The following is a 19706-nucleotide window of genomic DNA, read 5'->3' on the forward strand; positions in this document are numbered from 1 at the left end:
GCCTCAGCGCCGCGTCAGCGTGCCACCGCTCGCGGCCCAGCTCATGACACCGCCCATCACCGAGGCTGCGGTTTCGCAGCCGGCATGACGCAAGGCCATGGCGGCGTGCCGCGAGCGCCCGCCACTGGCGCAAATGCACAACACATCGCCTGCGGCGGGGTCAATACTGTGCCGGGCCAGTACCGCAGCGATGTCGCCAGCGAGCGTGCCCAGCGGGATGTGCACGCTGCCCGGCACCATGCCGTGCGCAACTTCGTGCGCCTCGCGCACATCGATCATCCTTGCGCCTTGCTGCAGGCGCTGCTGCGCGGCCTTGCAGTCGATGTCGAGCGGATGCTTGCTGCTGGAGCCAATGCCGAACATGGGCTACTCCGAAAGAACTGGACGTCATTGTATTAGATGACACGGATATCAAAAACACCGCGTTCAGCGCGCGGCCAGCGGCGCAAGCAGATCAGGGCCTGGTGGTTGATCGCGCACGTGCTCGCGAAGGCGGAGATCCGTGCATGGGTCTCCCGACGCGGCGTCGGATCAGCGGCCACATCGTCCAGTGCGCGTTGCATGCAGGCCAGCCACGCGTCGCGCTGGGCCGACCGATGGTAAACGGGCAAGTGGGGCGGCGCATCAACGGTTCGCCGTAGCGCGCGCGATATTCGTCCGGACCGTCGAAGAAGGCGCCGAGAAACACGCGCAGATGCGCCTCGAGCCATTCCATGCTCATCTGGTGCATCGCATGCACCACGGCGGCTTCAGGCATTTCGCGCAGCTAAACGTGGAAACGACTGGCCAGTTGATCGAGCGTGGCCGCGTTGCCCAGACGCGCGTACAGGGTGTCTGCGCCGCTCATACGGGCTTCCTCGCCAGGTCTTGCAGCGGCACTTTCAGGTATGCCAGACCGTTGTTTTCGGCGGGCGGCGACTCGCCGCCGCGCACGTTGACCTGTATCGACGGGTACAGCAGCGCGGGCATGCCCAGCGTGCGATCGCGCGCGCTGCGCATGGCGATGAACTGGCCGCGATTGATGCCGTCGCGCACGTGGATGTTGCCGCGGCGCTGCTCGCCGATGCTGCTCAGACAGCGATGCGCGCGGCCACCGGGCGCGTAGTCGTGGCATACGTACAGGCGCATGTCCTCGGGCAATTCGTAGAGTTTGTGGATCGAGTCGTACAGCAGCCCGGCATCGCCACCGGGAAAGTCGCAGCGCGCGGTGCCGCCATCGGGCATGAAGATGGTGTCGCCGACGAACAGCGCATCGCCAATCAGATAGCTGACCGAATCGCGAGTGTGACCGGGCGTGGCCATGACGCGCGCATCCATGCCGCCGATGCGAAAGCGCTCGCCATCCTCGAACAGGTGATCGAACTGCGAGCCATCGCTGCGGAAACCCGGCTCGAAATTCAATGCCGCGCTGAAATGCGCCTGCACGCGGCGGATGCCCTCGCCAATGGCGATGCGGCCGCCGAGGGCATCGTGGATATGCGGCGCCGATGACAGATGATCGGCGTGCGCGTGGGTTTCGAGGATCCACTCCAGTTTCAGGGCCAGCGCGCGGATACGCGCGATGACGTCCGCGGCGCTGTCGGTGGCGGTGGCGCCGGATGGATAATCGAAGTCGAGCACCGGATCGACCAGTGCCGCAGTTTGCGTCGCAGAGTCGATGACCAGATGGGTCCAGGTCGAGCTGGGCGCGTGCAAGAAACTTTCGACGACGGGATGCATGGCATGCCTTGATTTATATCAGAACATACTGAATTTATATGAGGCTTGCAGCGCATCGAGACAAGAGCCAATGCTTGCAGCAGTTATTCGCGGTGCATTTCGACCCCCCCTCCCCGCGGCGACGGCGGCAGGATCACCGCGCCGCGCATGGCGCGATCCACCCCAATAGGAATCCACATGACCACTGGTGACATCCGCTTTATCGAAGGACGTCTGTATTGCATGGGGCAGCCCGATCATGAAGACCTGCAGGCACTGGCACGCAAGGGTGTGCGGCGCGTGATCAATCTGCGCCCGCACAGCGAGTTGAACTGGGATGAGGCTGCCTGTGCCGCCACCTGTGGACTGGATTACATCAACATTCCGGTCGCCACGCCGGCCGACCTCGATCGCACCCACGCCACCGCGCTACGCGAGGCACTGCAGGGCGATGCGCACGTGCTCGTGCATTGCGCCACCGCCAACCGCGTCGGTGCGCTGCTGGCGCTGGTCGCGGCGTGGGACTGGGGTCATTCGCCAGAGTCCGCGTTGGAGTTGGGTCGGCGTGCCGGACTGGCCGCGCTGGAACCCGCGGTACGCGTGCGCTTGAACCTGCCACTCGATTAGGGCTTATGTCGCGCGCGCGGCATGGCGAGGTTGCGCGGGGCATGGTCGAAGCCACACCCCGCGCATGGGCAGTCAGCACGCGATCACGCGCGCGTACGGCGATAGGTCAAACGAGGTCGAAGCGGTCGAGGTTCATCACCTTGCCCCAGACCGCGGCGAAGTCCTGCGCGAACTTGGCCTGTGCATCGCTGGTGGCATAGACCTCGGCCAACGCGCGCAGTTGCGAGTTGGAGCCGAACACCAGATCGACCACGGTGCCCGTCCACTTCAGCGCGCCAGTCTTGCGGTCGCGGCCTTCCAGCACGCCGGCGCTGGTGGCGGACTTCTGCCACTTCGTCCCCATGTCCAGCAGGTTGACGAAGAAGTCGTTGCTCAGCGTTTCAGTCCGCTTGGTGAACACGCCATGCTTGCTGCCGCTGAAGTTGCTGCCCAGCACGCGCATGCCGCCGATCAGCACGGTCATTTCCGGCGCGGTGAGGTTGAGCAGTTGCGCCTTGTCCACCAGCAACTCGGCGGCATAGCTTTCATAGCCCTTGCGCGCGTAGTTGCGGAAGCCGTCGGTCTTGGGCTCCAGCACCGCGAACGAGGCCACGTCAGTCTGTTCCTGCGAGGCATCCATGCGGCCCGGCGCGAATGGCACCCTCACCTCCACGCCAGCCTTCTTCGCCGCCGCCTCGACCGCGGCGCAACCGCCCAACACGATCAGGTCGGCCAGCGAGACTTTCTTGCCGCCGGGGGCCGAGGCGTTGAACTCTTTCTGGATGGCTTCGAGTTTGCCCAGTACCTTGGCCATTTCGGCTGGCTGGTTGGCTTCCCAGTCTTTTTGCGGGGCGAGGCGGATGCGGGCGCCGTTGGCGCCGCCGCGCTTGTCGCTGCCGCGGAAGGTGGACGCCGAGGCCCAGGCAGTGCTGACCAGTTGCGAGATGGACAGGCCGGATGCGAGCAGTTTGGCCTTGAGCGTGGCGATGTCCTTGTCATCGACCAGCGGGTGGTTGACGGCGGGAATCGGGTCCTGCCAAGTCAGTTCTTCCTTGGGTACCAGCTTGCCGAGGTAGCGTGAACGCGGTCCCATGTCGCGGTGGGTGAGCTTGAACCAGGCGCGGGCGAAGGCATCGGCGAATGCGTCCGGATGCTTGTGGAAATGGCGCGAGATTTTCTCGTAGGCCGGGTCCACGCGCATCGCCATGTCCGCGTCGGTCAGCATGATCGGTACCTTCTTCGCGGCATCGTTCGCGGCCGGCGCCATATTGCTTTGGGTCGCCTGCTTCGGAGTCCACTGATGGGCGCCCGCCGGCGTCGTGGTCTGCTCCCACTCGTTGCCGAACAGCATGTCGAAATAGCTCATGTCCCACTGCGTCGGGGTGGGCGTCCACGAGCCTTCCAGACCGCTGCCGATCTGATCGCCGCCTTTGCCGCTGGCATGGCTCGATATCCAGCCCAAGCCCATCTCCTCGACCGGGGCGGCCTCGGGCGTAGGCCCAACCGCGCTGGCGGGTCCGGCGCCATGGCACTTGCCGAAGGTGTGGCCACCGGCGGTGAGCGCCACGGTCTCCGCGTCGTTCATCGCCATGCGCGCGAAGGTTTCGCGCACGTCGCGGGCGGACGCGAGCGGGTCCGACTTGCCACTTGGGCCTTCGGGGTTGACGTAGATCAGGCCCATCTGCACGGCGGCCAGCGGGTTTTCCAGATCGCGCTGGCCGCTGCTGTAGCGTTTGTCCTCGGCCAGCCAGGTGGTTTCGGCGCCCCAGTACACGGCAGCGTCCGGCTCCCACTGGTCCACGCGTCCGCCGCCGAAGCCGAAGGTCTTGAAGCCCATGCTCTCCATGGCCACGGTGCCGGCCAGCACCATGAGGTCGGCCCAGGAGATCTTGCGGCCGTACTTCTGCTTGATCGGCCACAGCAGGCGCCGGGCCTTGTCGAGGTTGACGTTGTCCGGCCAGCTGTTGAGCGGGGCGAAGCGCTGCTGCCCGCCGCCCGCGCCGCCGCGCCCGTCGCCGATGCGGTAGGTGCCGGCGCCGTGCCAGGCCATGCGGATGAACAGTGGCCCGTAGTGACCGTAATCCGCCGGCCACCAGTCCTGCGAATCGGTCATCAGCGACTTCAGATCCTTGACCACGGCATCGAGGTCAAGGGTCTTGAATTCCTCGGCGTAGTCGAAGTCCTTGCCCATCGGGTTGGACTTGGAGGAATGCTGGTGCAGGATCGCCAGGTTGAGCTGGTTGGGCCACCATTCGGCGTTGCCCATGGCGCCGGCGACTGTCTGGGTGTGGGTGTTGTGCGCGACTGGGCACTTCGCTTCGGTTGCCATGATCACTCCTCCGTCATTGCGCGCGGCGCGCGCGGGATGCACACATAGTGCGGACGAAGGGCAGCATGCGCCACAGTCTTGAATTGTTGAAATCGATTGTTCTTAGTGCAGCGATAGGCTGTGACTTCAGGGCCTGCGCCGCGCCAGCAAACGCAGTACCCGGCCGGACCCGCGATGTCCCGGGCCTTCGTCAAGCAAAACTTCACCGCTGAGCAGTTCCAGAATTTCCAGACCTGCGAAATCCGCGCGCAGCATGGACTCGGAGTAGAGCAAGGCGAGATCTCTGGGACCACCGGACGAGCAGGCCAGTTGCTCGGGCGTGAAGGCTTCCAGAATCAGCAGTCCACCTGGGCACAACGCGCGCATGATGCCCGCGTGGGTGCGCCGACGCAGCGCATCGGGCAGATGTGCGTAGATGCTGGCGATGACCGCATAAGCGGATTCGGGCCAAGCCCAATCGGCAAGATCGGCATGCTCGGCATGCAGCGTCACGCCGCACTGTTGCGCCAGGCGCTGCGCTTTGGCCAGGCCCACGCCGGATTGATCCAGACTCGTGGTATCCAGCCCTTGTTGCGCCAGCCAGACGCCGTTGCGGCCCTCGCCATCGGCCAGTGCCAGCGCCGCGCCAGAACGGGGCAGGCGCCACGCCTGACTGATCAGCCAGGCATTGGGCGCTGTGCCGTAGTGGTAGTGATCATCGGCGTAGCGCTGATCCCACTGCGCCGCGCTCACTGGCCGACCACTTTGTCGATGACCACGCTGATCGGCTGGGTGCGGTCGACCGCGATCGGGCCGACGCTGCCTTCTAGATCGCCCGGCTGCGGTAGCGCTTGGCCACGCGCGGACAAACGCGCGCCGATGATCACCTGCTGCGCCGAAGACAGGTTCGGGCCACGCGCCATGCTCATCGCATCGGTCAGCGTCACCGTGGCCGGCAACGCACTGGCCGGCAGTCGCGCAACCGCCAGCGGCATCGATGGTCCGCTGGGATTGCGCGCGTATACGAACAACACCGAGTCGGGGTCAAGTTTTCGCGCCAGATGCGGCGCGAGCGACACCTGCACGGTGAGATGCGGCGCGCTGCTGCCAGCCGCCGCGGGCACCTTGGTTCCGGCGGTGGCGGCGGACAACACCTGAGTCTGCGCGGCGGTGAGTTGCAGCGCACCTCGCCGCGCGGCCAGCTCGACCTGGCGTGCAACGCCGCGCGCGACATCGGAGTCCGCCGGCAGCAGCTTGAGTAGGCGCGTCCAGGTGGCGATGGCCTCGCTGTAGCGCTGCAACTGGAAATCGCTGATGCCCAGCAACCACAGCCCACGCTGGTGCGTGGGATCGACGGCCAGGGCGCGCTGCAGGCGCGCGCGCGCCTCGCCGACGATCATGTGCTGTGGCTGCGCCAGCGAGTCGGCCTGCGCCCATGCCACCAGCAGATCGGCGTCGTCGGGGCGATATTTCAGCGCGTGCTCGAAAGCATCGGCGGCAAGGCGTGGTTCGTTCTTGGCACCATAGGCTTGGCCGAGCAGCGTCCACAGATTCGGATCGGCGCTGTCGTGGTCGAGCTGCGCCTTGATCTTGGTGATGGCTTGATCCAGCGTCAGTGGCTGCTCGGTGGCGCCGGGATTCAGCGCCGCCGGATTGCCGACCAGCTCATACAGGCCGGCGCTGGCCAGCGGCAAGCCGAGTACGAACAGCACCGCGAGCGCGATCAGGCCGCGCCGACGCGTTTGTCGTCCGGCCTGGCGCAGCAGCGGCCACAGCACGAGCGCCAGCGCCAGCGCCACCATCAGGCCACTGGCAGTCAGGAACATAACATTCACCAGTCTTCTTCCTCATCAGGCGCGGAGGCCATTTGCGGCTGCGCACGACGGCGCAGATAAATCACGACACCAAGCGCGCCCAGCAGCAGCACCACGAAAGGCCCGAACCACAGCGCGTAGTTCGAGGGCTTCAGCGGCGGTTTGTACAGCACGTAATCGGAGTAGCGATCGACCAGCCATTGCTTGATCTGCGCATCGCTGCGTCCGGCCTGCATCTGCTGGAAGATCACCAGGCGCAGGTCTTGGGCCAGCTTGGCGTTGGAATCAGCCAGATCCTCGTTTTGACAAACCAGACAGCGCAACTGTCGGGTGAGGTTCTGAAAACGCACTTCCTGTGCGGTGTTCTTGAACGGCAGCGCGTCGATGGCGGTGGCCGCAAAAGCCACACCAAGCATCAATCCGAGCACGGCAAAACGCAGCCAGCGCGTCATGCGGCCGCCTTGGGCCGCACGCCCAGTTTGCGCAGTTGCGGCAGCAGCTTGTCGCGGATCACCCCGGGCGTGAGCGGGCCGATGTGCTTCCAGCGGATGATGCCTTGTGCATCGATCAGGTAGGTTTCGGGCGCGCCGTACACGCCGAAATTGAGCGCCGTTCTCCCGCTTTCGTCGGCGACTACCTGCGTGTACGGATCGCCATGCTTGCCCAGCCAGGCCAGCGCATCGGCGCGCTTGTCCCGGTAGTCATAGCCGATCAGTGGCACGCCCAGATCATGGCCCCAGGCCATCAGCACCGGTGCCTCGTCGCCGCACACGTAGCACCAACTGGCGAATACGTTGATGACGTAGGGACGTCCGAGCATGGCGGTCTTGTCCAGCGTCTGCGTGGGCTGGTACAGCAGCGGCAGCTTCCAGTCCGGGGCCGGCTTGCCGATCAATGGCGAGGGCACCAGTGTGGTGTTGTGGCCGCTGTTCCACCACAGGCCAAAACCGAACAGCCCAACCACCGCCAGAAATCCGAGCAACGGCAGATACAGCTTCACGCGTTGGCCTCACGCAGCTTGCGCAGTGTCGATGTCTGCTCGCCACCCGCGTCTTCGTCGGAGGCGGCATCGCGCACGCGCACGCGGAAGCGGCGGTCGAGCAGGGTCACGAATCCACCCAACGCGATGAACAAACCGCCCAGCCACACCCAGCGCACGAAGGGTTTGTCGTACAAACGCAGTGCCCAGGCGCCGTGTGTGCCGAGGCCCTCGCCCAGGGCCACGTACAAATCGCGGAACAGTCCGGCGCTGACCGCGGCTTTGGTCTGCACGATGCCGCCGGAATACTCGCGTTTTTGCGGATGCAGCACGGCCACCTTGTGACCGTCCTGGCTGACCACGACAGTGCCTTGATGCGCGATCCAGTTCGGACCGCGTACGTCGATGACCCCATCGAATTGATAGCTGTAGCTGCCGATTTGCGCGCTTTGTCCGGGCGCCAGGCGCACATCGCGTTCCACGCTCAGGCTGTTGGTGAGCAACGCACCGGCGAGGAACACGCCGACGCCGAAATGGCCCAGCAGCATGCCCGCGAGTTCGGCCGGATAGCGGCGCCCGGCGCGCACCGTGGTCCAGCGCTTCCACGCGTATTGCGCCACGCCGGCGAACACCCAGGCCGAGGAAATACCGCCCAGCCATGCCTGCCAGGTCGGCATGCCGCCGCTGGCCGCCCACGCGAACAAGCCGCCACCGAAGATCGCCGCCAGCGCGCTGATGATGCCGACGCGCTTCCATTCGCGCAGATCCGCGCGGCCCCAGCGCGCAAAAGGCCCGAACGGCAGCAGCAGCACGATCGGCGCCATCATCACGATGAACAACGGCCCGAAGTAAGGTGGCCCAATCGACACGCGGCCCAGGTGCAGCGCATCGCCGATGATCGGATACAGCGTGCCGATCAGCACCATGGCGCTGCTGACCACGAACATCAGATTACCGATCACGATCAGTGTTTCGCGCGAGGCCAGCGCGAAGGGCTTGCCGCCGACGACCTTGGGCGCGCGCAGCGCATACAGCAGCAGTGAGCCACCGATGGCGATCGCCAGCAGGATCAGCAGGTAGGCGCCCTGGCGCGGGTCCGAGGCGAAGGCGTGCACGCTGGTCAGCAGACCCGAGCGCACCAGGAACGTACCCAGCAACGACAGCGAGAATGCAAAGATCGACAGCAACAAGGTCCATGCGCGCAGCCCGCCACGCTTTTCGGTGACGGCTTGCGCATGGATCAGCGCCGCGCCCACCAGCCACGGCATGAACGAGGCGTTCTCGACCGGATCCCAGAACCACCAGCCGCCCCAGCCCAGCTCGGCGTAGGACCACCAGCTACCCAGCACGATGCCGGCCGAAAGAAATCCGAACGCGGCATTGGTCCATGGGCGCGCCCAGCGCACCCAGATGTCGTCCAGTGCGCCGCCCAGCAGTGCCGCGATGGCGAAGGCAAAAGCCACCGAGAAGCCGACATAGCCCATGTACAGCATGGGCGGATGGATCACCAGACCGGGATCTTGCAGCACCGGGTTGAGGTCCATGCCGTTGGCCGGCGCTGGCAGCAGGCGCAGGAACGGATTGGAGGTGATCACCATGAATGCAAGAAAGCCCACGCTCACCAAGCCCATCACGCCCAGCACGCGCGCGGCGAATACCTCGGGCAGGCGCCGCGAAAAAATCGCCACGGCCAGCGTCCACAAATTCAGGATCATCACCCACAGCAGCAACGAACCCGAATGCGCGCCCCACACCGCCGACAGGCGGTAATACCAAGGCAGGGTGAGATTGGAGTTCTGCGCGACATAGGCCACCGAGAAATCATTCACCAGGAACGCGTGCGTGAGCACGGCATAGGCCAGTGCCACGAACACGAATTGTCCGGCCGCGGCCGGGCGTGCCATGCGGATCAGCGCCGGCGAGCCGCGCCACGCGCCCAGCAGTGGGAACACGGCCTGCACGGCGGCCAGCAGCAGCGCCAGGATCAGGGCCATCTGGCCCAATTCGGGAATCATGGCGTGACCTCAGCGGCGGGCAATTCGACATGGTGCTTGGCGTGTGCCTGGGCCATGGCCTGCTTCAGCTCACGCGGCATGTAGGTGGCGTCGTGCTTGGCCAGCACTTCGCTGGCCACGAACACGCCATGGTGCAAGCTCCCGGTGGCGATCACCGCCTGTCCGGCGCGGAACAGATCCGGCAGGATGCCGGTGTATTGCACCGGCATGGTGTGGTCGCCATCGGTCACGGTGAAATCGACCAGCAGGGAGTGCTGATCATGTTGGATCGAACCGTCAACGACCATGCCACCCAGTCGGAAGCTGCGGTAGTGGCTGGCTCTGCCGGCCAGGACCTGGCTGGGCGTGAACAGGTAATTCATGTTCTGCGAGAGGCCATAGACCATGGCGCTGGTGGCCAATGCCACGGCCCCTAGGATCAGCGCAACCAGAATGATGCGGCGGCGGCGGAGCGGTCTCATGTGGATACCCTCGGGCGGCGACGGGTGCCTTGACGGGCGAGGCGGCCGCGCAGTTCGCGCAACACGCGGCGGCGGCGTACGACGGTGGCCAGCACATCGCCCGCAAGGATGACAAAAAAAGCGGCGTACGCCGGCCACACATACAGGGCGAAGCCGCCCATGGCGAGGAACTTATCCATGCGCAGCGTCTCCACGGACTTCATCGGCCACCCAGTCCTTGCCGCGCTCCAGGCTCAGCAGCGCGACGCGCGAGCGACCCATCAGGCTGGCGCCATAATAAAACTTGGCGGCAATCGTCATCAGCAGCAGCGGCCACAGCATGGATGGGGCGATGGATGAGGGGCCGAAATAGTGCACCGTGGTGCCTTGGTGCAGCGTATTCCACCACACCACCGAGTAATGCACGATGGGCAGATTGACCGCGCCGATCATGGCCAGAAACGACGCCGCGCGCGCGCCTTGGCGGGGGTCGTCGAAGGCGTGATACAGGCCGATGATGCCCAGATAGATGAAAAACAGCACCAATTCGGAGGTCAGGCGCGCATCCCACGTCCAGTAGGTGCCCCACATCGGTTTGCCCCACAGCGAGCCGGTGATCAGCGCGATCAAGGTGAACGCCGCGCCGATCGGCGCCGACTCCATGGCCAGCACCTCGGCCATCTTCGGGCGCCAGATCACGGCAACAAAGGCCGACACCGCCATCACGCCGTATACGAACAAACTCATCCACGCCGCGGGCACGTGCACGAAAATGATGCGAAACGCATCGCCCTGCAGTGCATCCGGTGGCGCCAGCACCAGCCCGCCATACAAACCCACTGCGGCCAACAGCAACGCGATCGTCCACAGCCAAGGCTGGATGTAGCCGGCGAAGACGTAGAAATACGGCGGCGAACCGAGCTTGTGGTACCAGAGCTTGAAAGCGTTCATGTATCCAGCGCGATACGCAATGCCGTGGCGCAGGCCAGCGGAGCCAGAACCAAGGCGAGGGCAAGCGCCGCCGCCAACCAAGCCAAGGGCGCGATCCACGGCAATCCTTGTTGCGCGGCGCCCACGGCACCGGCGGCGAAGATCACGATCGGAACGGCCAATGGCAACAACATCAGCGACAAAAGCATACCAGAGCGCCGTGTACCGGCCGTGAGCGCGGTCAATACGATTCCGAGCAGTGCCAGTAACGGAGTCGCCAGCAACAGCGCCAGCAGCAACACCGGCTGTGCGGCGGGTTCCAACCCCAGCATGTAGGCCAGCACGGGCGCCACCAGCAACAACGGCAACGCCGTCACCAGCCAGTACGCCAGCATGCGCGCGGCCAGCAGCAAGGACAACGGCTGCGGCGCCAACAGCATCTGCTCCAGCGCGCCGTCGTCCAGATCACCTCGAAACACGTTGTCCAGTGCCAGCAGCATGGCCAGCAGTACCGTCACCAGCACCACGCCACCGGCGATGCGCGCCAATAGCGCGTGCTCGGGACCCAGCGCAAACGGGAACAACGTGGCCACGATGATCGCGTACAGCACCGGCAGCATGGCATCACCGCGCCGACGCCAGGCCAGCAACAGATCGCGTACCAGCATCGTGCGAAATGCGCCGCCGAGGCTGGTCGCGCTCATGCCGTCAACCGCACGGTGCAGGTCACGCCCTGGTGAAAATTCACCGCACCGTGGCTGGTGACCAACGCCGTGCCACCTGCCGCGGCATGAGCGGTGAGCAGATCATTGACCAGGTTGATGCCGTGGCGATCGAGATTGGCGTAAGGCTCATCCAACAACCACAGCCGTGCCGGCAGCAGCGCCAGACGCGCCAGCGCGACGCGCTTTTTCTGCCCCGCCGAAAGACTGCGCACCGGCTCGTCTGCGTAACCCTCCAGACCAACTTGCGTCAGCATCACAAACGGCCCAGGCGCCGGCTTGTGTCCATACAGCCCCATGCCGATGCGCAGATTCTCCAGCGCGCTCAAATCAGCTTTCAAACCCAGCAGATGGCCCATGATGGCGGTACCTTCGCGCGCCGTTTCGCTGCCCGGCTCCGCGCCCAACACCTGCGCCGTGCCGAAGCTCGGCCGCAGCAGGCCGGCCAGCACGCGCAGCAGCGTGGTCTTGCCGCTGCCGTTGTCGCCTTCGATCAAACCGATCTCGCCGCCGCTCAAGGCAAAGTCCAGCGGCCCGAACACGCCCTCGTCGCGGCGCGCGAAGCCCAGCCCGCGGGCTTCGATCATCAGGGGCGTGCTGCTGGCGAGGGCGGGGGTCATGCGACCGCGGATTCTGCCCATGCCGCCGCGTCGCTGTCCATGCGCGCCAGCCGCGCACCGAGCCCGGTGTCCAGTCGCCGCAGGCGTACGCGACCGCCACAGCGGCCGTCAAGGATGGCGATCTGTCCGAAGCGCCAGGCCAAGATCGCCAATGCATGCCGCGCCGCGCCCGCGACCAGCAACTGCACCTCGCGCCACTGCCCATCGGGCGCTGCGCTCTGCGCTGGCAGCCAGCGCGCGGCGGGAAAACGCCGCGTCAATGCAGTGCGCAACGCGCGCGTCGCGGCACGATTGTCGGCCGCGGGGCAGGGCTCTGATCGCGGGTTCCATGCTGTGAGCATGGCCCACGATTTATCGACACCCAGCCACGAACACAAGGACGCATGGGGTGCGACATCAGGCCGCAGCATGATGCGCGCGCCGCCCGGCATGCGCACCACGTAATGCGCGGCGCAATACGCTTCCCATGGCGCTGGCGTGGCTGCGCTCACGCTGACTCGGACTTCGGCGCATAGCTGATCATGCGTACTGCAAAGCGGCGCGCGCCGCTGGGCAGTATGGCTTCGGCGCTGTCGTCGACGCGCTTGCCCAGCAGCGCCCGCGCCAGCGGCGAATCGATGCTGATCCAGCAACGCGCCGGGTCGATCTCATCGGGTCCGACGATGCGGTAGTCGTGGCGCGCGCCTTCCTCGTCTTCAAGCCGCACCCAGGCCCCGAAGTACACCGTGTCGGTGCGCGTCGGGGGCTGTTCGATCACGCGCAGCACGGGCAGGCGTTTGCTCAGATAACGCACGCGCCTATCGATTTCACCCAGTTGCTTCTTGCGATAGGTGTATTCGGCGTTCTCCGAGCGGTCACCCTCGGCTGCCGCTGCGGCCAGTGCACGCACCACCTCGGGCCGACGCTGATGCCAGAGATCGTCCAATTCAGCGCGCAGCGACTCGAATCCAGCGCGCGTGATCACTGCGGTGGAGCCTGGTTGTGGCGGACGCCAGCGACTCATGGGCCTGGCTCGATGCCGCTCAGCGACCGCGTGCGAGCGAACTCGGCAAGCCGCGCGGCAATTGCCTGCCCGATGAGTTTCCCACGAAGCCGTGATCCGTTTTCGCTGCCATGACGTATCTCCTTGGGTTTCGATTCTAGCCCCGCACCCACGGCCGGCACGTGTCCGTGTGCCGCGCTGCCAGGTTGCGCAAAACCTCCATCCGGAGCTTGAGCTGAATCGCGCGCACGGCTACCGTGCGCGCATTGCATTCGATGCGGAGTGGTACGACGTGGCAATCCGATACCGCAGTTCTGGCATGACGATCACGTTGGCTGCACTCATTGCAGTGGCATTGTCGGGTTGCGCCAGCGTCAATAGCCCGGTGCAAGGCGCGTCTGGCAACATAGCGCAGGTGGGCGCGAGCAAGGTCGGCGCCATCTACACCGCACTGGATCAGGGCGTGCGGTCGTATCAGGCTGCGCTGGCCGCGCAGCATCGCGATGACCCCGGTGCCGGGCAGGCCATTCTCAATGCGCTCGATCAGGTTTCCACTGCGGCGCAGTCTTGTGCCGGCACGCCGGGCTGCGACATGCAGCGCGTCAGCGCCACCTACGATCACATGATGCATTTGCGCGAGCACGTCGGCGGTGATCGCGCCGCGCTGGTTGGCACCGATGCCGATGCACTGGCCGGAGAGTCCTCGCCGGTGCTGCAAGTCGTGCCGCAGTCGCAGCGTGCGGTGGCGCTGCTGAAAAACGGCGGTTTGTCGGATCTGGTCGCCAACAACGATGCGGTCAAGGCCGCCATCGAGGAATGGCTGACGCAGATGCGCGGCCAACTGATGTCGAGCTTCGTCAATTACCAGTTCCTGCGCGCCGAAATGGAGCCCGCGTATCACAAGGCCGGCCTGCCCGAGGCGCTGCTGTTCGGCATCATGGCCAAGGAATCGGCGGGCAAGGTGCACGCGGTGTCGCGCGCCGGTGCTGCCGGTCCGCTGCAATTCATGCCGGCGACCGCCGCGCAATATGGCCTCAAGGTGGTCAATGGCTTTGATCAGCGTTTCGATCCGCGCATGGAGGCGCTGGCCAATGCCGAGTTCATCAACCAGCAATTGAAGGCGTTCAATGACAATCTCGAATTGACGCTGGCAGCTTACAACGGCGGCCCGGGCTTCATCGGGCGCTTGGCAGGTCCCGCGGATGCCAGCTTCTGGTCGCCGCAGGTCTACAACGCGCTACCGCCGGAAACCCGCGAATATGTGCCCATGGTGCTGGCTGCGGCGTGGCTGTTTCTGCATCCGGATCGCTACAACCTCAAGTTTCCGCGGATCGACGGCGTGCCAGGTCAGGTCAGCCTGCTGGCCCCCGCTTCGCTATCCGAATTGACCGTGTGTCTGGGGCAGGCTGGAGGCATGCAGGACGGCTGGTTTCGCACGCTGCGCAACCTCAATCCGCAGCTCGATCCGCAGGCGGTGCAGCCGGCCGGCACGAGCTTGCGCATTCCCAAGCAATTGGAAGGTGCTTACGCCTCCGAGTGCGCGCCCAACAGCCGCTGGACGGCATTGGCCGACACCTTGCACGCAGCGGCGCCACCGCCGGTCTGGGCTGCGCCGCCCATGCCGCGCCGCGAAATGGTTGCGGTGAGGCGCTACCAGGTGCGCCCTGGCGACACTTTGAATGGCATCGCGCAGCACCTTGGTTGCGCGGACCCGCTGGATATCGCGCGCGCCAATCATCTGCGCGCACCTTCATACATGATCAGGCCGGGTATGGATTTGCGCGTTCCAGCATGCGGGGGCATGCCGCAGCGCGATATGACCGCCGCGCGCAGCTATCGCGTGCAGCCGGGCGACACATTGAACGGCATCGCGCAGCATTTCGGTTGTGCCGATCCCATGGACATTGCGCGCGCCAATGATCTCAGCGCGCCGGCATACATGATCAAGCCGGGCATGGACCTGCGCGTGCCGGCCTGCAGAACCATGGCACAGCGCGATGTGGCGGCCGCGCGCACCTATCACGTGCAGCCTGGTGACACCTTGAACGGCATTGCGCAGCGCTTTGGCTGTCAGGATGTGGCGTCGATCGCGCAGGCGAACGGATTGGGCGCGCCGTACCTGATCACCGCCGGCATGGAGTTGCGGCTGCCGTCCTGCCGCCGCGGTTGAGAGGAATCCGCGTGCGCAAGGTTTGAACACGTTCAAATCTTCCGCACACCATGGACGGCTTGCCGCGCAACAAGCTTGCAAGTGGACTGGCGCCGGACTCGGCGCCCTCTGGCTCCGGCAAACTCACGAGGGACTTGCCCCGGGGCGCCGATCGCGCGCGCCGATCAAGTGACAAGTGGTGTCTCAGGCTGCTTCGCCGCGACCATCGGCGGCCCACTGCGCGTAGACCCCGGGCTTGGCTCCGGCGGATTCCTTGATCACGCGCAACAGGCGCAACACCTGTTTGTGCACGCTGATCAAGGCAGCGTGATCGGCGTTTTCGGTCTCGTGGTAGACCACCGCGATCCACAGCGCGATGCCACGCACGCGCACCTGGGCGTTGTCCGAGCGCGCGCGCTCAAGGCCGACGTCGGCACCTTCTCCCCATGTCTGGTAGACCTTGTCTGGCGTTGAACCGTACAAGTGCGGAAACTCGGCGCGCGCGGCATTGGCCAGTTCCTTCACGGTGAGCGAGGCCAGGATGTCGCGCAAGGGCGCGGACAAGTCCGTGATTGCAGATTCGATTTGACGCAACTGGCGGCTCAAGCGCAGCGCCCGGCTCATGGCAACGACTCGTGCGACTAACTGCATGGTGCTCTCCCCATCTCCCGATCCCGGGTGCCCGCGGCGGCGGGCGCCAGCCTAGACGGCTCGATTGCAAGTATATGCGCTTGGTGTCACAAAGTGACGCGGCGGGTCAGTCGGCCGGGCTGGACAATGTGCCCAGCCGCTGCCCCATACGCACGGCCAGCTCGGGCACCAGATTGGCCCGCAGGCTGGCCGCGCCCGCGGGCAACAATACGATCACCGTCGAGCCCATGTGGAAGCGCGCCATTTCAGCGCCGGCTTCCAGTTGCGGTCCTGCGTGGCGCACGCGCTGCGGCGCACGCGCATACGGCGGTACGACATGACCCGCCCATACCGTGGAGATGCCCGAAACCAGCAGCGCGCCGACCATGATCACCACGAACAGGCCATGCTCGCTCTCGAAGTGGCAAACCAGGCGCTCATTGCGCGCGAATAACCGGTCGACTCCGGCGACCGAGGCCGGAGCCACGCTGAACAATCGCCCGGGGATATGCAGCGTCTCAACTAGCCGCCCGGCACAGGGCATGTGCACACGGTGATAGTCGCGCGGCGAGAGGTAGACGTTGACGAAACCGCCCTCGGCATAACGCTGCGTCGCGGCGGCATCGCCCAGCAGTTCAGCCACGCTATAAACGCGGCCCTTGGCCTGCACGATGCGCCCATTGCGAATCGCGCCGGCCTGACTGATGCGCCCGTCGGCCGGGCACAGCAGGCTGCGTGGATCGGCATCCAGTGGGCGTACGCCGGGCTTGAGCGCGCGCGTGAAAAAGGCATCGAAGTGCATGTAGCTGGCCACATCGGCGCTTTCCGCCTCGGCCAGATCCACACCATAACCGCGTACCACGCGCTGGATCAGCCAATTCTTCCACGGCCGCCAACGCCAGCGCGCGGCCACGCGCACCAACGCGCTCAAGGCGTGCTGCGGCAGCATGTGACTCACCACTACCGAAAAGCGCATCAGGGCTTCCAGGCGACCAGGCGCTGCAAATCGACGGCCATGGGCGCGGCGTGCAGCGGCGGCATGAACACGCCGATCTCACGCGCATCCGGCCCGATGATGGCCACCGTGGCGCTGTGATCCACGCTGTAGCCGCCGTGCGCGCCGGGCACGATCTTGAACGGCAGCAGCAGCGCCTTCGAGAGCTTTTCAAGCTGCGCCTCACTGTCGGTCGCGCCGGTAAAGGCCGGATCGAACCCATGCACGTACTCGGCCAGACGCTTGGGTGTATCACGCTTGGGATCCACCGAGATGAACTCGACCGCGACCTGGTCGGGGACACCGGCCTTTTTCAGTTCGGCCCACATCCTGTGCATCGTCAGCAGCGTGGTCGGGCAGACGTCCGGGCAATTGGTGTAACCCATGAACACCAGTGTGTAGCGGCCTTTCCAGTCCGCGCGCGTCTGTGGCTTGCCGTCGCTGCGCGTCAGTGTGAATGCGGGCACATCGCGCGGCATCGGGAACAACTGCGCGACCTCCAGCGCAGGCGGCGGCGCGGCGCGCTGGTTGCAACCGGCGAGGGTCAGCATGGCCAGAGTCAGCGCGAGGCCGGCGAGCTGCGCAAGGGTTCGTTTCATCGCGCCAGTATAGCGATGCCACCATGTGCAATCGGACCCGCGCGGGCGTCCTGGATATCGCGCCGCGGCCTTCATGCAACGCCGATCGAATCGCCGAGAGCCACGCCAATCCACCTTATACTGGCGCGCCCACCGCAGCGACTCACCGTGACCGACGCGCTTGCCACCTTGCTCGACTTCATCCGCTACGCGGCGAGCCGTTTTGATGAAGCCGGCCTGACCTTCGGCCACAGCCACGACAACGCGCTGGATGAAGCCACGAACCTGGTGCTGGCCAGCCTGCATCTGCCGCCCGATTTGCCACCGGCCTACGCACAGGCGCAGCTGACTTGCGCGGAGCGTCTGCGCGTGCTGACGCTGATCGAGCGCCGCATCGCCGAGCGCATTCCGGTGGCGTATCTGGTGGGCGAAGCCTGGTTCGCCGGGCTCAAGTTCAAGTCCGATGCGCGCGCGCTGGTGCCGCGCTCACCCATCGCCGAACTGATCGAAAACGGCTTCGCGCCGTGGCTGGATGGGCGCGAGGTCACGCGCGCGCTGGACTTGTGCGCGGGCTCGGGTTGCATCGGCATCGCCATGGCTGTGCACAATCCGGACTGGCAAGTGGATCTGGCCGACATCAGTGAGGATGCGTTGGCGCTGGCGCGCGAGAACATCGCCTTCCAGCACGTCGAGGAGCGCGTGCGCGCGCTGCAATCCGATTTGTTCTCGGCGTTGACGGGCCAGCGTTACGACGTGATCGTGTCCAATCCGCCCTATGTCACCGACGGCGAATACGCGGCCATGCCCGGCGAGTACGCGCACGAGCCAAAATTGGGGCTGGCCGCGGGCGCCGACGGGCTGGATCTGGCGCTGCGCATCCTGCGCGACGCGCCGCAGCATTTGCGCGAGGACGGGCTGCTGATCGTCGAGGTGGGCGAAAGCGAGCGCGCGCTGACCGAGTTGCTGCCCGGACTGCCCCTGCTGTGGCTGGATTTCAAGGTCGGCCCCATGGGCGTGTTTCTGATCGAACGCGCCGCATTGCTCGAACACGCCGCCGCAATCCACTCTGTCGCCGCCACGCGTGCATAATTTTCCGCACTTCCTATTTCCCTCCCCACTTCCGACCCATCCCACCCGTGTCCAGCAACGCCTTCGGCAAACTCCTCACCGTCACCACCTTTGGCGAGAGCCATGGCCCGGCCATCGGCTGCGTGGTCGATGGCTGCCCACCGGGGCTGCTGTTGGCCGCCGAGGATTTCGCCGCCGACCTCGCGCGGCGCGCCACCGGGCGTACGCGCCATACCTCGCAGCGGCGCGAGGAAGACGCCGTCGAGATTCTCTCCGGCGTTTATCAGGGCCTGACCACGGGCACTCCGATCGCGTTGCTGATTCGCAACAGCGACGCGCGCTCGCGCGACTACGACGACCTGCTCGACACCTTTCGCCCGGCGCACGCCGATTACACCTACTGGCACAAGTACGGCATCCGCGATCCGCGCGGCGGCGGGCGCAGCTCGGCGCGCGAAACCACGATGCGCGTGGCCGCCGGCGTGATTGCCAGGAAATGGCTGGACGAGAAGCACGCTGTGCGCGTGCGCGGTTATCTGGCGCAACTCGGCGCGATCACGCCGCGCGGCTTCGACTGGGACGCGGTTGAGCGGAACGCCTTCTTCTGGCCCGATGCCACGCAGGTGCCCGAACTCGAAGTCGCGATGGACGCGCTGCGCAAGGCCGGCGATTCAGTCGGTGCGCGCGTCAACGTGGTGGCCGAAGGCGTGCCGCCTGGCTGGGGCGAGCCGGTCTACGGCAAACTCGATGCCGAACTGGCCGCCGCGCTGATGAGCATCAACGCGGTCAAGGGCGTCGAGATCGGCGACGGCTTCGCCGCCATCGCCGAGCACGGCAGCATGCACCGCGACGAGTTGACGCCGCGGGGTTTTGCCAGCAACCACGCCGGCGGCATCCTCGGCGGCATCAGCAGCGGCCAGAATGTGACTTGCTCGATCGCGCTGAAGCCCACTTCCAGCATCCGCATCCCCGGGCGCAGCGTGAACATGCGTGGAGAACCGGTGGAAATCGCGACCATGGGCCGCCACGACCCCTGCGTGGGCATTCGCGCCACGCCCATCGCCGAGGCCATGGTGGCACTGGTGTTGATGGACCAGGCGTTGCGGCATCGCGCGCAGTGTGGTGATGTCGGGCCGGTCGCGCCGCGCATTCCGGGCGGCTGAGGATCACGCA

The 19706-nt window shown here is 65.7% G+C and carries 23 protein-coding genes and 1 pseudogene; 4 read left to right on the forward strand and 20 right to left on the reverse strand.

Annotated elements, in window-relative coordinates:
• Positions 1-3 precede the first annotated feature (3 nt).
• The 4 genes and pseudogenes from ACYDAT_RS04160 to ACYDAT_RS04175 all read right to left on the reverse strand — a co-directional run bounded on the left by ACYDAT_RS04160 (position 4) and on the right by ACYDAT_RS04175 (position 1719).
• On the reverse strand, positions 4-363 hold the full coding sequence (locus ACYDAT_RS04160) for a rhodanese-like domain-containing protein (RefSeq protein WP_461440286.1): 360 nt from the start codon (positions 361-363) through the stop codon (positions 4-6).
• 32 nt (positions 364-395) lie between these two features.
• The gene (locus ACYDAT_RS04165) at positions 396-563 is read right to left on the reverse strand and encodes a hypothetical protein (RefSeq protein ID WP_461448604.1); all 168 of its coding nucleotides are present in this window, start codon (positions 561-563) and stop codon (positions 396-398) included.
• Between the two features lie 29 nt (positions 564-592).
• Positions 593-757, reverse strand: a pseudogene (locus tag ACYDAT_RS04170) (globin domain-containing protein); the annotation flags it as partial.
• Positions 758-843: 86 nt separating this feature from the next.
• Positions 844-1719 carry an MBL fold metallo-hydrolase gene (locus ACYDAT_RS04175; protein WP_461448574.1) on the reverse strand — a complete coding sequence of 292 codons (876 nt, stop codon included), beginning with the start codon at positions 1717-1719 and terminating at the stop codon, positions 844-846.
• 177 nt (positions 1720-1896) lie between these two features.
• Here ACYDAT_RS04175 and ACYDAT_RS04180 point away from each other — a divergent pair, with 177 nt between their 5' ends.
• Complete coding sequence (locus ACYDAT_RS04180; RefSeq protein ID WP_461448576.1) at positions 1897-2325, forward strand: protein tyrosine phosphatase family protein; 429 nt, start codon at positions 1897-1899, stop codon at positions 2323-2325.
• Between the two features lie 106 nt (positions 2326-2431).
• On the opposite strand, the gene katG is transcribed toward ACYDAT_RS04180, so the two are convergent.
• The 13 genes from katG to greB form a co-directional block, all read right to left on the reverse strand.
• A complete protein-coding gene (katG, locus tag ACYDAT_RS04185; RefSeq protein WP_461448578.1) occupies positions 2432-4633 on the reverse strand; it encodes a catalase/peroxidase HPI in 2202 nt (733 codons plus the stop codon).
• 126 nt (positions 4634-4759) lie between these two features.
• Positions 4760-5365: a class I SAM-dependent methyltransferase gene (locus ACYDAT_RS04190; protein ID WP_461442025.1), complete on the reverse strand. Its 606-nt coding sequence runs from the start codon at positions 5363-5365 to the stop codon at positions 4760-4762.
• On the reverse strand, positions 5362-6438 hold the full coding sequence (locus tag ACYDAT_RS04195; protein ID WP_461442031.1) for a tetratricopeptide repeat protein: 1077 nt from the start codon (positions 6436-6438) through the stop codon (positions 5362-5364). Before ACYDAT_RS04195 ends, ACYDAT_RS04190 begins: the two co-directional genes overlap by 4 nt.
• Before the next feature lie 5 nt (positions 6439-6443).
• Positions 6444-6878 (reverse strand): cytochrome c-type biogenesis protein, encoded by a 435-nt coding sequence (locus ACYDAT_RS04200; protein WP_461442024.1) that lies wholly within the window; start codon positions 6876-6878, stop codon positions 6444-6446.
• Positions 6875-7426: a DsbE family thiol:disulfide interchange protein gene (locus ACYDAT_RS04205; protein ID WP_461448580.1), complete on the reverse strand. Its 552-nt coding sequence runs from the start codon at positions 7424-7426 to the stop codon at positions 6875-6877. The genes ACYDAT_RS04200 and ACYDAT_RS04205 overlap by 4 nt, the downstream gene beginning before the upstream one ends.
• On the reverse strand, positions 7423-9420 hold the full coding sequence (locus ACYDAT_RS04210; protein WP_461442022.1) for a heme lyase CcmF/NrfE family subunit: 1998 nt from the start codon (positions 9418-9420) through the stop codon (positions 7423-7425). Before ACYDAT_RS04210 ends, ACYDAT_RS04205 begins: the two co-directional genes overlap by 4 nt.
• The gene (ccmE, locus tag ACYDAT_RS04215; protein WP_461442021.1) at positions 9417-9881 is read right to left on the reverse strand and encodes a cytochrome c maturation protein CcmE; all 465 of its coding nucleotides are present in this window, start codon (positions 9879-9881) and stop codon (positions 9417-9419) included. The genes ACYDAT_RS04210 and ccmE overlap by 4 nt, the downstream gene beginning before the upstream one ends.
• The gene (gene ccmD / locus ACYDAT_RS04220; protein ID WP_461439459.1) at positions 9878-10060 is read right to left on the reverse strand and encodes a heme exporter protein CcmD; all 183 of its coding nucleotides are present in this window, start codon (positions 10058-10060) and stop codon (positions 9878-9880) included. The genes ccmE and ccmD overlap by 4 nt, the downstream gene beginning before the upstream one ends.
• Complete coding sequence (locus ACYDAT_RS04225; protein ID WP_461439460.1) at positions 10053-10811, reverse strand: heme ABC transporter permease; 759 nt, start codon at positions 10809-10811, stop codon at positions 10053-10055. Before ACYDAT_RS04225 ends, ccmD begins: the two co-directional genes overlap by 8 nt.
• Positions 10808-11494 (reverse strand): heme exporter protein CcmB, encoded by a 687-nt coding sequence (gene ccmB, locus ACYDAT_RS04230; RefSeq protein WP_461448582.1) that lies wholly within the window; start codon positions 11492-11494, stop codon positions 10808-10810. Before ccmB ends, ACYDAT_RS04225 begins: the two co-directional genes overlap by 4 nt.
• A complete protein-coding gene (gene ccmA / locus ACYDAT_RS04235; RefSeq protein ID WP_461448584.1) occupies positions 11491-12132 on the reverse strand; it encodes a heme ABC exporter ATP-binding protein CcmA in 642 nt (213 codons plus the stop codon). Before ccmA ends, ccmB begins: the two co-directional genes overlap by 4 nt.
• Positions 12129-12623, reverse strand: a complete 495-nt coding sequence (locus ACYDAT_RS04240; RefSeq protein WP_461439463.1) for a DUF3293 domain-containing protein — start codon at positions 12621-12623, stop codon at positions 12129-12131. Before ACYDAT_RS04240 ends, ccmA begins: the two co-directional genes overlap by 4 nt.
• Positions 12620-13135 (reverse strand): transcription elongation factor GreB, encoded by a 516-nt coding sequence (gene greB, locus ACYDAT_RS04245; RefSeq protein WP_461439464.1) that lies wholly within the window; start codon positions 13133-13135, stop codon positions 12620-12622. The genes ACYDAT_RS04240 and greB overlap by 4 nt, the downstream gene beginning before the upstream one ends.
• Before the next feature lie 298 nt (positions 13136-13433).
• Here greB and ACYDAT_RS04250 point away from each other — a divergent pair, with 298 nt between their 5' ends.
• On the forward strand, positions 13434-15284 hold the full coding sequence (locus tag ACYDAT_RS04250; protein ID WP_461439465.1) for a lytic transglycosylase: 1851 nt from the start codon (positions 13434-13436) through the stop codon (positions 15282-15284).
• A gap of 183 nt (positions 15285-15467) precedes the next feature.
• Here ACYDAT_RS04250 and ACYDAT_RS04255 read toward each other — a convergent pair whose 3' ends face one another.
• The 3 genes from ACYDAT_RS04255 to ACYDAT_RS04265 all read right to left on the reverse strand — a co-directional run bounded on the left by ACYDAT_RS04255 (position 15468) and on the right by ACYDAT_RS04265 (position 17486).
• Positions 15468-15887, reverse strand: coding sequence for a hypothetical protein (locus ACYDAT_RS04255; RefSeq protein ID WP_461439466.1), 420 nt, complete (start codon positions 15885-15887; stop codon positions 15468-15470).
• 133 nt (positions 15888-16020) lie between these two features.
• Complete coding sequence (asd, locus tag ACYDAT_RS04260) at positions 16021-16869, reverse strand: archaetidylserine decarboxylase (RefSeq protein WP_461448586.1); 849 nt, start codon at positions 16867-16869, stop codon at positions 16021-16023.
• Positions 16869-17486 (reverse strand): SCO family protein, encoded by a 618-nt coding sequence (locus ACYDAT_RS04265; RefSeq protein WP_461439468.1) that lies wholly within the window; start codon positions 17484-17486, stop codon positions 16869-16871. The genes asd and ACYDAT_RS04265 overlap by 1 nt, the downstream gene beginning before the upstream one ends.
• A gap of 147 nt (positions 17487-17633) precedes the next feature.
• Here ACYDAT_RS04265 and prmB point away from each other — a divergent pair, with 147 nt between their 5' ends.
• Entirely contained in the window at positions 17634-18554 is a 921-nt protein-coding gene (gene prmB / locus ACYDAT_RS04270) for a 50S ribosomal protein L3 N(5)-glutamine methyltransferase (RefSeq protein WP_461448588.1), read from the forward strand.
• Positions 18555-18601: 47 nt separating this feature from the next.
• Positions 18602-19696 (forward strand): chorismate synthase, encoded by a 1095-nt coding sequence (gene aroC / locus ACYDAT_RS04275; protein ID WP_461439470.1) that lies wholly within the window; start codon positions 18602-18604, stop codon positions 19694-19696.
• The last annotated feature ends 10 nt before the right edge of the window (positions 19697-19706 follow it).

The sequence above is a fragment of the Metallibacterium sp. genome (assembly GCF_054637675.1).

Excerpts from the sequence above, each read along its gene's own strand:
- ACYDAT_RS04160 (WP_461440286.1), bottom strand. The coding sequence starts at position 363 with ATGTTCGGCATTGGCTCCAGCAGCAAGCATCCGCTCGACATCGACTGC.
- ACYDAT_RS04165 (WP_461448604.1), bottom strand. The coding sequence starts at position 563 with ATGCAACGCGCACTGGACGATGTGGCCGCTGATCCGACGCCGCGTCGG.
- ACYDAT_RS04175 (WP_461448574.1), bottom strand. The coding sequence starts at position 1,719 with ATGCATCCCGTCGTCGAAAGTTTCTTGCACGCGCCCAGCTCGACCTGG.
- ACYDAT_RS04180 (WP_461448576.1), top strand. The coding sequence starts at position 1,897 with ATGACCACTGGTGACATCCGCTTTATCGAAGGACGTCTGTATTGCATG.
- katG (WP_461448578.1), bottom strand. The coding sequence starts at position 4,633 with ATGGCAACCGAAGCGAAGTGCCCAGTCGCGCACAACACCCACACCCAG.
- ACYDAT_RS04195 (WP_461442031.1), bottom strand. The coding sequence starts at position 6,438 with ATGTTCCTGACTGCCAGTGGCCTGATGGTGGCGCTGGCGCTGGCGCTC.
- ACYDAT_RS04200 (WP_461442024.1), bottom strand. The coding sequence starts at position 6,878 with ATGACGCGCTGGCTGCGTTTTGCCGTGCTCGGATTGATGCTTGGTGTG.
- ACYDAT_RS04210 (WP_461442022.1), bottom strand. The coding sequence starts at position 9,420 with ATGATTCCCGAATTGGGCCAGATGGCCCTGATCCTGGCGCTGCTGCTG.
- ccmE (WP_461442021.1), bottom strand. The coding sequence starts at position 9,881 with ATGAGACCGCTCCGCCGCCGCCGCATCATTCTGGTTGCGCTGATCCTA.
- ccmD (WP_461439459.1), bottom strand. The coding sequence starts at position 10,060 with ATGGATAAGTTCCTCGCCATGGGCGGCTTCGCCCTGTATGTGTGGCCG.
- ACYDAT_RS04225 (WP_461439460.1), bottom strand. The coding sequence starts at position 10,811 with ATGAACGCTTTCAAGCTCTGGTACCACAAGCTCGGTTCGCCGCCGTAT.
- ccmB (WP_461448582.1), bottom strand. The coding sequence starts at position 11,494 with ATGAGCGCGACCAGCCTCGGCGGCGCATTTCGCACGATGCTGGTACGC.
- ccmA (WP_461448584.1), bottom strand. The coding sequence starts at position 12,132 with ATGACCCCCGCCCTCGCCAGCAGCACGCCCCTGATGATCGAAGCCCGC.
- greB (WP_461439464.1), bottom strand. The coding sequence starts at position 13,135 with ATGAGTCGCTGGCGTCCGCCACAACCAGGCTCCACCGCAGTGATCACG.
- ACYDAT_RS04250 (WP_461439465.1), top strand. The coding sequence starts at position 13,434 with ATGACGATCACGTTGGCTGCACTCATTGCAGTGGCATTGTCGGGTTGC.
- ACYDAT_RS04255 (WP_461439466.1), bottom strand. The coding sequence starts at position 15,887 with ATGAGCCGGGCGCTGCGCTTGAGCCGCCAGTTGCGTCAAATCGAATCT.
- asd (WP_461448586.1), bottom strand. The coding sequence starts at position 16,869 with ATGCGCTTTTCGGTAGTGGTGAGTCACATGCTGCCGCAGCACGCCTTG.
- ACYDAT_RS04265 (WP_461439468.1), bottom strand. The coding sequence starts at position 17,486 with ATGAAACGAACCCTTGCGCAGCTCGCCGGCCTCGCGCTGACTCTGGCC.